Source organism: Vibrio crassostreae (assembly GCF_041439375.1).
Taxonomy (GTDB): domain Bacteria; phylum Pseudomonadota; class Gammaproteobacteria; order Enterobacterales; family Vibrionaceae; genus Vibrio; species Vibrio crassostreae_D.
Map to the genome: position 1 here is coordinate 21,257 of NZ_JBGONY010000020.1, position 13,271 is coordinate 34,527.

Consider the following 13,271-nt stretch of genomic DNA (forward strand, 5'->3'; position numbering starts at 1 on the left):
AACTATAACTATAACTATAACTATAACTATAACTATAACTATAACTATAACTATAACTATAAAGCTTAAGACGCTCAGTAGACTGCTAAGGAAGACAATGATCAGACCAATACAAAAATTACTAAATGCCAAACGCAAGAATAAGCGTTTCATCAGTATCGGTTATGACATTTTCGCTATCGTGCTTTCACTCTATTTAGCTGTAGCATTAAGGCTTGGAAATGCATTTTTTGAAGTCGAAATAGAGGAACTAATCACTCTTTTCATTACTGTTTCAATCACAATTTATAGTTTTGTTAAATTAGGAATGTACCGAGCAGTCCTGCGCTATATGATGATACCTGCCGTGGGCAACATTTTCTTTGGCGTTATAATTTCGACCTTAGCTTTAGTAATGAGTGGATTTTTTTTCCACTCATTCATACCTAGAAGTGTCCCGTTTATATATGCTGGTTTGGCAACCCTAACGTTAGGCGGCCCTAGAATACTCATCCGCTCGATCTATTATCACTGGTTTAAACGTCAAAAACCCAATGTATTTATTTATGGCGCAGGAGCAACCGGCCGCGACTTAACATATGCTCTCATTCAAGGTGACGAGTACAACCCAGTAGTTTTACTTGATGATGACCCTACAAAGTCAGGTCAAATAATGTTCGGACTAAAGGTCCATCACCCAAGTGAATTTGAACACCTTCAATCCCTTTATCAACCCGTAAAGCTGCTTTTAGCCATTAATGGGATAAATAAAGGAGAGCGCTTGAGGCTGGTTGAAAAGTTGTCACATTGGCCAATCGCAGTACAATCCGTTCCATCAGTAGAAGATATTGCTGCAGGAAAAGCGACAGCAACTGACGTAAAGGACTTAGACGTTGCAGATCTACTTGGAAGAGCTGCAGTGGACCCTGACAAGGCACTTTTAGCGCAAAATATTTTTAATAAGAATGTTCTTGTCACTGGTGCTGGAGGCTCTATTGGCTCTGAGCTATGTCGTCAAATCATGTCACAGAAACCCAAAACACTTGTGCTGTTTGAGCTAAATGAATACAACCTTTACAAAATCGACCAAGAACTCAATTCGACAAAAATAAACTTAAAAAGCGAAACTCGAATTGTTGCAGCTCTTGGCTCCGTTCAGAGACAAAACCGCTTAGAAAAAGTGATGGCAGCGCATGGAGTTGAAACTGTTTACCATGCTGCAGCATATAAACATGTTCCATTAGTTGAAGATAATATTGTTGAAGGCGTTCGTAATAATGTGTTTGGCACACTTGCTTGCGCTGAAGCTGCGATCCAAACCGGGGTAAAAAACTTCACTCTAATCTCAACAGATAAGGCAGTGAGACCAACCAACGTAATGGGGGCAACCAAGCGCATGGCTGAGTTGGTTCTTCAAGCGTTGGCAGATAAGCAAAACACCACAAATTTCACAATGGTACGTTTTGGTAATGTCTTAGGCTCTTCAGGTTCGGTTGTTCCATTATTCAAAAAGCAAATCAAATGTGGCGGCCCTGTAACTGTCACTCACCCTGATATCATTCGTTATTTCATGCTGATCCCCGAAGCTGCTCAACTTGTTATACAAGCAGGAGCAATGGGTAACAATGGTCAAGTGTTCGTCCTCGATATGGGTGAACCAGTCAAGATTTTAGACCTAGCGAAACGAATGATTCACCTCATGGGTATGCAAGAAAATATAGAAGGATCACCTCAAGAGGGCGATATTTCTATAAAATTCACAGGACTACGTCCAGGCGAAAAGCTCTATGAAGAGCTGTTAATTGGGGATAATGTGGAAGGCAGCGGCCACCAGAAAATAATGACGGCTAGAGAACAGATACTCAGTTGGAACGAAATGCTGCCCCTGTTGGATCAACTGGATTTGTGCTGCCATAACTTTGATGAAGAATGCATTATTCAAATATTGTTAGAAGCTCCAACTGGATATAAACCTAATTTAAGTTGATGGATTAAGAACCTAATGAAAGTACTACATGTTTACCGCACTTGTTACCCAGAAACAAAAGGAGGCTTAGAGCAAGCAATTCGTTATATTTGTAAAGGTAGCAGTGAGCAAGGCATCAAAAATACCATCCTAACTTTAGGCTCAGAGAATAAAGAGTATGACTTTGAAGGTAGTCGAATCATTGTCGTCAAAAAAGATTTCGAGATCTCGTCTAACGGGTTTTCATTTAGTCTAATTCGCCGTTTTAGAAAGTTAAGTAAGCAACACGATATAATCCATTATCAATATCCTTGGCCTACTGGTGATTTGCTCAGCCTCGTCGCACCTAAAAAACCATGTTTAGTAAGCTATCAGTCCGACATAGTTAAACAAAAGTTACTAAAGAAAATTTACCAGCCCCTTGAGCAACATTTCCTGACTAAAGTTGACCGAATCATTGCCAGTTCACCTCAATATGCGCAGACAAGCGAAAACCTGATCAAATATGCGAATAAAGTCGATGTTATTCCTCTTGCAATCGATGAATCTACTTATCCAACTGTAAATGAAAACGAACTGAAAAAGTGGGAGAACCGCGTTGGTAGAGGTTTTTTCTTGTTTGTAGGTGTACTTCGATACTATAAAGGACTGCAATACCTTCTTGAGGCGGCTAAATTAAATGGATTACCTATTGTAATTGCTGGTGATGGTCCAGAAAGGGATAATCTAGAAGCGTATATCAAAGAGCACTCACTCACGAATGTGAGACTCGTTGGATTCATTTCTGAAGAAGATAAAGTCGCACTTCACTCTTTGTCAAAAGCCTTTGTCTTTCCCTCGCACTTGCGCTCTGAAGCATTCGGGATTTCATTAGTAGAAGCGCAGATGTTTGGTAAGCCTATTGTAAGTGCCGATATAGGAACCGGCTCTTCTTATGTGAATGCAAATGGAGAAACAGGGCTCACAGTTCTACCTGCAGATGGTTCAGCATTTTCAGAGGCTATGCAAACGTTGGACAATGATGAGCAGCTATGCCAAAGGCTCGGACAAAGAGCACGCCAACGTTTTGAAAATGAATTTACAGCAAAACGCTATGCGGATAATTACATAGCGCTATATAACCAACTTATTGCATCGCATAAGCTTACAAGGAACTAAGTTATGAACTTCTTGAGGTAACAGACGCTATCTCAAGGAGTTGCTCAACCGTATTTGACCATTTAAACTTAGAAGCTCTGTTAATACCGCTCTCTGCCAGCTTCACTTTATCTAGAGGGTGCAGAATAAGCTTTACAAGCGCATCAGAAATAGCAACTTCATCACAAGGGTCGACAAGAAGAGCTCCACTTGCAGCCACCTCAGCTGTCGCGCCAATATCAGACGTAATCACAGGGGCTCCAGACGCCATCGCTTCAATAACCGGCAATCCAAAGCCTTCATATAATGACGGGTAAACAAAAGCAGCGGTCGATGCATACAAACGCTTTAAGTCATCATCAGCTACGTAACCTGTAAAAATTATTTGACCACGCTCAACCAAATCTTTCGCATTATTCATAAGCTCTGTATTTTTCCAACCTTGATCTCCAACCAAGACTAAAGGGTAATGATTACGAATCGAAATGGGTAACAGCTTATAAGCATCAATCAGCTTACTTAAATTTTTTCTAGGCTCTAACGTTGCCACGCTCAGAACAAAGTGATTATGCTTTATTTTCAGTGAACGAAGTAACCCATCACACTCGCCTTTTGCATAAGGCCTAAAACCATCAGCTACTCCCAAATACAACGTGGAACTCTTATCTTTGCTATCAGGAAAGAAGTCATGAAGCTCTTTCAAAATAAAATCAGAATCCACAACTATATGATCAGATTTAGCAATTGAGCCCTGCATTTTATTCGTTAGGTATGAAACTCTTGTTGCAGGATGGAAACTAGGATGAGACAGGAACGACAAATCATGGACAGTAGTAATTGTTACTCCTTCGTAATCAAAGGGTATGAAGCTTGGTTCAAAATAGACATACCCTTGATTTGCCAAACCTTTTAATCGCTTTTGTGCTCGCAAAGACAACAAATAGTTCTTAAGTTGATAAACACCTGGAATCGCTCTTAAAAATTCCACGACCAATCGTTTCTTGTTGTTTGGAGACTTATCATTAGGCGTCGGATTTTGAAATTGAGAGGCAAGTTCAACCAGTTCTTCTGGGGTTAACAACTTACCATTCTTTATACCAATAACATCCACATCACACGAGAGTAATTCACTAAGGATATTAAGGGTATAGTAGCCTATACCCGTCAATGGCTCTCTAATTGGTGATACGTTGATCAACAACTTATTTTGCATGATACATGTCAGCCAGAGTTTTCTCGATCATGATCGAGGGAGCCTTGCCTGTTAATGATGTAAGCTTAGCATTATCACCACCCAATACTTTAATCTCATTCTCGCGTACGAAGTCTGGATTAACTCGAACCTTGATACTGTAACCAGCAATATCTTCCATCATCGAGATAATCGATTGTAGTGAAGTCACTTGACCAGAACACAAGTTCACGATTTCAGATTGAGCATCAGATTCCAAAAGGTTCGCATAGGCTAATGCTATATCACGGACATCGCTAAAATCTCTAGACACATCGGTATTACCTAACTCAATTTCAGAAGCCTTTTTCTGAAAGTGAGACACAATTTTCGGGATCAAAAACTGCCCAGCTTGACCAGGACCTGTATAGTTGAATGGTCTGGTAATGATCATTGGGTACTGGCTGAACCATAACTTCGCCATATTCTCCATAGCAAGTTTGCTCATTGCATAATGATTAACTGGCGAAGGTAGAACGGTTTCCGAAATACGCTGCACATTCTCGGGGTTGCCGTATATATTGGCACTACTTGCAAATACCACTTTCTTTAATTCTAACCCAAGTTCTTTAGCGGCCTCTAGCAAATTCAAGGCGCCAAAAACATTAACATCATAAAATGCTTTTTGGTCTGCATGACCAACAAAAGATAATGCTGCAAGGTGGATAATATAATCAGGCTTTACTTCTTTGAGACACTCCACCACCGCTTTACGATCAGTTAGATCACAAGCAACCTGACCCTCTTTAGCTTCGCGGTAAACAAGCCCAACAACAGAGTAGCCTCTCGAGATCAGTTCACTTTCAACATACTTGCCAGTGAAACCATCAGCACCAGTTAACAATACTTTTTTCATAATTTACTCTCAAAAAAAATGGCAACAGAAAACTGCTGCCATTTTACAAAAAATGTTAAAGACTAGAATGAGAAACCTTGCTCATTACGACGAAGGTCAGCTTCAACCATCATTGCGCACAATTCTTCAAGTGTCGTTGTAGGTTCCCAACCAAGCTCTTTCTTCGCCTTTTCTGGGTTACCAATCAACAGCTCAACCTCTGCAGGGCGGTAGAATTTAGGGTTGATTCTCATAACCACTTTTCCAGTCGCTTTATCTGTAGCTGTTTCGTTCTCTTCAGAACCATTCCACTCTAGTTCAATGTCAGCAGCTTTGAATGCCATCGTAACAAAATCACGAACTGTTTCAGTGCGGTTTGTAGCAAGTACGTAAGTATCAGGCTTGTCTACTTGAAGCATACGCCACATGCCTTCTACATAATCTTTAGCAAAGCCCCAGTCACGCTTCGCATCCATGTTACCAAGCTCAAGCACATCTAGCTTACCTAGCTTGATTTTCGCTACAGAGTCAGTGATTTTACGTGTTACGAATTCTTGGCCACGCAACGGTGATTCATGGTTAAACAAAATACCACTAGTAGCAAAAATGTCGTATGACTCACGGTAGTTAATCACCATCCAGTGAGCATACAGTTTAGCAACACCATATGGGCTACGTGGGTAAAATGGGGTAGATTCACGTTGAGGAATTTCTTGTACCTTACCAAACATTTCTGAAGTCGATGCTTGGTAAAAACGAATCTTAGGATTCACAATACGAATAGCTTCTAAAAGATTAACCGGACCGATACCTGTAATTTCTGCAGTAGTAAGTGGTTGATCAAATGATACGCCCACAAAACTAAGTGCAGCAAGATTATATACTTCATCTGCACCAGTATTTTGTAGTAAACGAATACTGCTAGAAAGATCCGTTAGATCGTATTCAACAAGCTCAAGATTAGGATGATTCTCAATCCCTAACTCTTCGATACGCCAAAAGTTCACAGAGCTTGTACGACGGTATGTACCGTATACTTTGTAACCTTTTTCTAGTAACAATTCTGCAAGGTATGCTGCATCTTGGCCTGTAATGCCTGTAATTACTGCTGTTTTCATCTGATTAATTCTCATCATTTACTGTGAATATATAACAAAATATTCTACTAAAATATTACGCGTCTTCCAAACCAATTCTGAATCTGCATAAATAGTGCTGTTTACTGTCAGTATCCTGGGTTAGTAACAAAATTAGCCAAAATAAACTTGTTATCAAAGAGCCTAGGGCAGTTATGCCCAAGGCGCTTTCACCATACTTTTAATGCTTATGTATACTCTATGCCAATACACCCTAACAACTGAACAGTACTTTCTCGCCATGTGCACCATGGTAAGTCAACAGATTTAGGATGTAGGTTCTTCTCATACATCTCTAACCAGCGATTAATAGCATCATGAATAACTTCAGGGCTCTTCTCATTATCGAAATAATATGCATTCTCACCAGCAACTTCTCTAAATACAGGAATATCGCGAGCTATGATTGGAAGATTATTTTGCGCTGCCTCAATCAACGGTAAGCCAAAACCTTCAGCTTCACTAGAGAAGATTAAACAACTAGCTTTTTCATAAATAATCTCAAGGGCTTCGTCACTTATTCCTGTTAACCAGAATAAACGCTCATTGAGCTCTGAATGAACTTTTAACTTTGAAACAAGTTCATCCACTAACCATCCTTCTTTGCCAATAATAATCAGGTTAATATCAATTCCGTCTTCCCAAAGCCGTTCAAACGCAGCTAAAGTTTCGCCGTAACCCTTGCGAGGTTCGATTGTTCCAATCATTAAAAAAGTCACTTTAGAAGCTATTTTATTTAATATAAAACTATGATCTTTGGTTAATCCAGTTGAAGGTTTACTATTACCTATATCTGCGCCTAAGTGAAAACAACTTAATGAGAAAGAATCACTGCATATTATTTTTTCTTTTCCTATCCACTTAGCTAAGTCATCCTGTACTGAGTTTGATATACATAAAGCTCCATTCCCTTCACACACAACCTTTAACCAATCACTATGAACTTCAGATAACAACCACTCTTTTGGAAAGCAATCGCTTTTTGTAACCGGTAATAAGTCGTATATAACAAAATAGGTTTTGACACCACTTGCGCGTAATTGCTTGAAATAATTTGACTTAGATATCACAGTATGCTGACATAAGTCTAAACCCAAAAAGACATCGCCTTGTTTAAAATCTATTAACTTTTCGGTTAGATGCAAGTTCTGGATAGATAAAAAGTTGCTCATAAAACCATGGGCATATCGATACCCTGTCATATCAGTAGTCGAATATATTGGTTCAACCCTATAGCCTTCAGGAGAATTTAATAGCAACTGATTCAATATTGATTTGACAACTCGCTGTATACCAGACTTACTATCGACAGTTGCTAATTGTGATACATCAATAAAGAATGTTTTTTCTCCTGGGTATTGATGATTTTTTGAAATACTATCAGCCAATAGAATCAATTCGTTATCATCAGCATCACTGCTTTCAATAGAATCTAATAAGCCGTGATTCTCATTAATGTTTGTATTATAGAAGTTTTCAATTGCCTCAAAGTATTGTTTCGCACACTTTCTAGGAGAGTGTTCATCAGCAATCTTTTCTCTAGCATTTATACCAATACTACTTCTTTTTTCTGAATTGAAATATAGTTCTTCAAGAGCTTTAACTAGCTCTTGTAGTGAGAATTCATCTTGTATCTTTAAAACGCTGTCGTCACACAAATCTGCCATTGAACCGTTTTCGTTAACAATCGTAGGGAGGCCATAATTCATACAATCCAAGACAGCTGCTGATGTTTCTCCACGAGACATCGTACGAAGTTGTACACCGATATCAGATGCTGATAAAAAGTTCTTAAATGTATCACTGTCAGCCCAACCAGTAATAATAACCCGAGATGAATGATCACTTTGTCGAATTTTCTTTTCGATATTTACACCATACTCGTTAGAAGAGTTCTCACCAACAAATATTAAGTACGATTTTGGGTTTTCACTTAACTTTGAAGCTAACCATGCATCTAAAAGCTCTTCGTTTTGTTTTGTTGAGCCTAAAAGACCGAAGCTACATACTAAAAATGCATCTTCTGGGAGGTTTAATATTTCTCTGCATTCTCTTTTTATTAATGTTTCTGCTGGCTTTCTTAAAAGTGGAATAACAGACCACTCTTTCGCAACTTGCTCACCGAACCATTTATTAGCTAATATTCTTGAGTTATCAGAATGTACGATCACTCCATGAGCGTGATCAATCACTTTTTTGTTTAAGGGGTAATTCCAAACAATGTCTTCTCCCCCCCCAACAAATGGGATGTAACCATGAGAGTAATATGCTTGGTCATTTAGAAGCCCCATCGATTCCATTACATGCCCTAAATAAAAATCATGTAAAACAACAGTTCCTGGATATTTATAAAGTAAGTCAAACATGTGTTGATGAAAATGAGAATTCCCAAAATGGTACAAAACCCTATCATATAAATCTGAATGACTTTCAAACCAATCAACACTACGGACGAGGCAATTTTCATTTATCCAATCATCAGATATCTCTTCTTGAATTACAACTACATCAACATCATAGTATTCAATCAGAGAAGGCAATAGCTCTGCACTATAATCAGCAATGCCACTTCTTTGTTCCGGAAGAGGCGAAATATATGCTAGCCTTTTCCTAGCGTTTGAATTATTCACTTCCCTGTTATGATTTTTATCTAAAAACACTTCAAAAGCTTCAATTGCTAACTCAGCACTTTTCTCCCAAGAAAATTTTGTACACTGAATTTTTCCATTTTCAAGTAATTGCTCTCTGAACTCATCGTCAGATAGAACTTGCATAATTTTTTCAGACATTTCCTCATCGTCTAGTGAGTTAAATTGTGCAATTTGGGACCCAACAACTTCAGGTAAGCTTGAACGATCTGAAGTAATAACAGGAGCTCCACAGTTCATGGCCTCCAATGCAGGTAACCCAAAACCTTCATGCCATGATGGAAAAATAAAAGCTTTACACAGATTATATAATGCAATTAAATCATCTTCAGGTATATAACCGGTAAATATAACATCGTCATCTGACAGACCAACTGACTTGGCTAGAGTTGTTAAATTGATCTTTTGTTCTTCATTAATTGAACAAACAATTGCTAATTGGTGAGAGGACCTAGTCTGGATATCAAGCATCGCATAAGAACGAATTAAACCTTCTATATTCTTACGATGATCAATTCCACCTGTATACATCAAGAAATCTTTATTCAAATTATATTTTGAAATAATTTCAGAACGTTCCCTCTGGGATAAATCAACAACTTTAAACTGAGAATCTGCCGCAGTTCCAATATTTACAACCTTAGCTGATGGCATGTTTAAATACTGTAAGGCTTCTTGTCTAGATGATTCAGAAATGGATAGTAGTATGTCAGCCTTCTTTAAGTGACTGATTTTATCTTCGTACCATCTTTTAACTGCTGGATTATCTAGATAAGGTGAAGCATTAATTAAAGGAATGAGATCATACAATACCACCGCAGTCGGTATACCATATTTCATTAGGCCTACGCTAGTAACAGCATCATCAATAAAGCCTTCAAATAAACTGGTAACAAAAACTATATCTGGCTGAAGACTTGCTATAAATGTCTCTCTAATTAATTCTGCATTTTTTCTTCGACAGTCATTATTGCTATCTATGTGTGAAAGGCCACTCGGTACATCCCAAACACGAATATTTTCTTCTTCAATATCGCCCTTCAATTCGTTACGAACCAATTCGATGGTATCAAGAAACCGACTGGATAAAACAACAATAACTTCATGGTCCTTTTTTTTACTCAGAATTGCTTTTGTTATTGCTAAGCTGTAACGGCCAATACCACGATTTCGACTGCCGCTACTTTGATTACCTTGTAAGTCAATTACAACTCTCATTGTTGAACCTTTCTTTTTTTAAGTCGTTTCAATTGAATATTTTGATACACCTCATTTCCTCTATCAGATAACTCAACAACCACTACCTGATTTTTTCTTGAGCCTGATATAATTATCGACTTAAGCCTGTTTTTTAAACGAGGAGAGTAGTTCAATATATTGAGACTTAGTTTTAGTAAATAAGGTTTTGAAATGATATAAGACTTAATAACTAATAACGATTTATTTAAGAGTCTTCTCGGCCTGCTACCCGGAGCAAGTTTTAGCCAAGCTTTACAACCAAACTCAATTATCTGATATTTTTCGCTAAGAAATCGTAAAGGCCTCATTAGACGCCAAGATTTACTGTTTAATATCGCATTACTTTGTTGTTCAGCTACCGTAGCCTTAACCCACCATTCATGTGCTTTAGCTTCCAAAGTCGTTATTTCAGAATCTAACTCTGTTGCTTTCAACCACCATTTATGAGTCTCAGCATTAGCATCAGAAAGCTTACTTTTTAGTTCAACTAAACCTTCTTTATGCTTCGTGCTTTTTGCGTAACTAGACTCTATAGCTTTTGTATACTGGTTAGCACACCTTTCTGGTGAGTGTGTTTTATTAATAACAGAGATTGCATTATCGCTAAGAATTTTTCGCTTTGTTTCATCTAAATAGAGAGATTCCAGCGCATTTACTAAATCGCTTTGAGTAAATTCATCGTTTAACATTAGCACTGCATCTTTTGACAACTCTGACATAGACCCATTAGCATTTACTATTGTCGCAAGGCCATAATTCATACAGTCTAATACTGCCGCCGATGTCTCACCTCGAGATAAGGTTCGCAGTTGCACACCAATGTCAGCTATCGACAGGTATTCCTTGAAGGCTTCTGTATCCGTCCAGCCGGTGATTAAAACCCGCTTTGAGTATCCACTCGAGTCTATTAACGCCTGTATCTCTTCACCATAGCTTCCTCGGTCATTCCCACCAACAAAAATCAAATAGCAATTTTCATTTTCACTCAAAGAGGAACTTAGCCAAGCTTTAACCAATTCAATATTACACTTTGACTGACTCATTATCCCAAAACTTGCAACAACAATAGCATCATTGGGAATATTAAGTTTCTCTCTAATAATATCTCGATTATTTATAATCGCCGCGTTCCGTAAAAGAGGTATCACTTGCCAATTGTGAGTCGATGTTTTCCCGTACCATTCCTTTGCCAAGTTAATTGAATTTTCAGAATGAACGATCACACTTTTCGCATAATCTAGTACTTTTTTATTACATGGATAGTCCATAACCAGATCACAATCATCATTATCAAATGGTTCATTCCCATGGGAATAAAACAATTCATCTGCAAAAGAGTAATTTTCGTAATCATGCGCATCCATATAATTAATAGCTCCAGAAAGATAGAAGTCATGTAATACAACAACTCCTGGAATATCAATTAATAAATTGAACATATACTGATGGAATTCGGAATTCCCAAAGTGATATAAAACACGTTCATAGTTTATCGAATTTTCTTTAAATTCTATAACATTAATAATATTACAATATTTGGTTATCCATGGGTCTAAAACAGTATCTTGGTCAACTACAACATCAATATCATAGTAACGATATAATTGAGTAAGCAGTTCGGCACTATAATCTGCGATTCCACTTCGCTGCGGGGGTAAAGGGGATACGTAGGCCAACTTTAGGCGCTTTGGATAAATGACTTCCTTTTTGCTTTTTATAGCTATCTTTTCTAATGCGGTTATAGCTTTTTGAGCGCTATGATCCCAAGAAAAAGTTAAGCACTGCTTTAATGAATGCTCGCATAGCTTTTCCCGAAACTGTTTATCTGTTAATACTAATTCAATTTTATTTGCCATATCTAGGTCGTCATATGGGTCAAACAGAGCCTCCTCTAGCCCCACAACCTCGGGTAAGCTCGACGTATTTGCTGCAATAACTGGCGCTCCACAATGCATTGCTTCAAGTACAGGCAAACCAAAACCTTCATGCCAAGATGGGAAAATAAATAGGTTACATAAATTATAAAGCGCTATTAATTCGCTTTCAGAAATAAATCCAGTTAAGACAACATCATTAATTTCTAGTCCCACTTTGTTTATTAATAGCTCTAGGTCATGCTTTTGACTTTCATTAATAGAGCATACGATCGCTAATTGATATTTATTTCTTAGTTCTAATGGAAGTTTTGCATAACTTCTAATAAGTCCTTCTATATTTTTCCTTAAATCAATCCCACCAGTATACATCAAAAAATCTTTTTTGATGTTGTAATTAGTTAGTAATTTAGACTTAAAGTCCTCATTAAATTCAACTCTTTTGAATTGGGGGTCTGCGGCGGTGCCAATATTAACAACACCATCAACACTTGAGTCAAGGTGTTCTAAAGCTTCCTGCCGAGATGACTGAGAAATAGCAAGTAACAGGTCAGCTCTTTTTAAATGTTCTACTTTATCAAAATACCAACGCTTAACTTCAGGATTTTCTAAATATGGATTTTCATTAATTAGCGGAATTAAGTCATAAAGTGTTACTGCAACAGGAACATCAGAGATAATGTTACCAACACTTGTAGTTACATTATCATCCAGCCCTTCAAAAAGGCTGGTAATATAAATAACATCCGGTTCTAAATCAAGGAAAAATAGTTCTCGACTAATTTCTGCACTCTTTCTTAATTCATTAGTTCCAGTTAAATACGAAGAGTCGTTCCCCCCTTCCCAGACAACTATATTTTCAGCTGGTAGCAAATATTTAAATTCATTTCTAATAACTGAAATTTCTTCTGGAAAAGCCGATGATAGGACAATAATAACTTCATGGTCTTTGCGATTTCTTGCGATCGCTTGTGAAATAGACAAACTATAGCGACCAATACCTCTATTTTTGCTACCCGTACTTTGCTTGCCTTGTAAATCAATAACAATACGCATTACTATTTCTTTCCTAATATACTTCTAAACCAACGAACAGAGCTACGAACTGGTTTCGTTACCTTCCAAGAGTTACTATTGATTAATTCTGAATAATTGCGTATTGCTTCACTTACTTCGGCTTCAGCTTCACTCACTTTAGCTTCAGCTTCACTCACTCTGGCTTCAGC

At 37.8% G+C, this 13,271-nt stretch carries 7 protein-coding genes; 2 read left to right on the forward strand and 5 right to left on the reverse strand.

Going from position 1 to position 13,271, the window contains the following annotated elements; all coding sequences use genetic code 11:
- Positions 1–97 precede the first annotated feature (97 nt).
- Both ACED45_RS10635 and ACED45_RS10640 read left to right on the forward strand, forming a co-directional pair.
- On the forward strand, positions 98–1,966 hold the full coding sequence (locus tag ACED45_RS10635) for a polysaccharide biosynthesis protein (RefSeq protein WP_371713978.1): 1,869 nt from the start codon (positions 98–100) through the stop codon (positions 1,964–1,966).
- Positions 1,967–1,981: 15 nt separating this feature from the next.
- Complete coding sequence (locus ACED45_RS10640) at positions 1,982–3,103, forward strand: glycosyltransferase family 4 protein (protein ID WP_371713979.1); 1,122 nt, start codon at positions 1,982–1,984, stop codon at positions 3,101–3,103.
- A 1-nt stretch (position 3,104) separates the two neighbouring features.
- Here the strand turns inward: ACED45_RS10640 and ACED45_RS10645 are convergent, their stop codons facing one another.
- From ACED45_RS10645 to ACED45_RS10665, 5 genes are all read right to left on the reverse strand, one after another.
- Positions 3,105–4,295 carry a glycosyltransferase family 4 protein gene (locus tag ACED45_RS10645; RefSeq protein WP_371713980.1) on the reverse strand — a complete coding sequence of 397 codons (1,191 nt, stop codon included), beginning with the start codon at positions 4,293–4,295 and terminating at the stop codon, positions 3,105–3,107.
- Positions 4,285–5,169, reverse strand: a complete 885-nt coding sequence (locus ACED45_RS10650; RefSeq protein ID WP_371713981.1) for a GDP-mannose 4,6-dehydratase — start codon at positions 5,167–5,169, stop codon at positions 4,285–4,287. The genes ACED45_RS10645 and ACED45_RS10650 overlap by 11 nt, the downstream gene beginning before the upstream one ends.
- A 62-nt stretch (positions 5,170–5,231) precedes the next feature.
- On the reverse strand, positions 5,232–6,266 hold the full coding sequence (gene gmd / locus ACED45_RS10655) for a GDP-mannose 4,6-dehydratase (RefSeq protein WP_102540610.1): 1,035 nt from the start codon (positions 6,264–6,266) through the stop codon (positions 5,232–5,234).
- A gap of 206 nt (positions 6,267–6,472) precedes the next feature.
- Positions 6,473–10,150 (reverse strand): glycosyltransferase, encoded by a 3,678-nt coding sequence (locus ACED45_RS10660; protein WP_371713982.1) that lies wholly within the window; start codon positions 10,148–10,150, stop codon positions 6,473–6,475.
- Complete coding sequence (locus tag ACED45_RS10665; protein ID WP_371713983.1) at positions 10,147–13,101, reverse strand: glycosyltransferase; 2,955 nt, start codon at positions 13,099–13,101, stop codon at positions 10,147–10,149. Before ACED45_RS10665 ends, ACED45_RS10660 begins: the two co-directional genes overlap by 4 nt.
- Positions 13,102–13,271 lie beyond the last annotated feature (170 nt).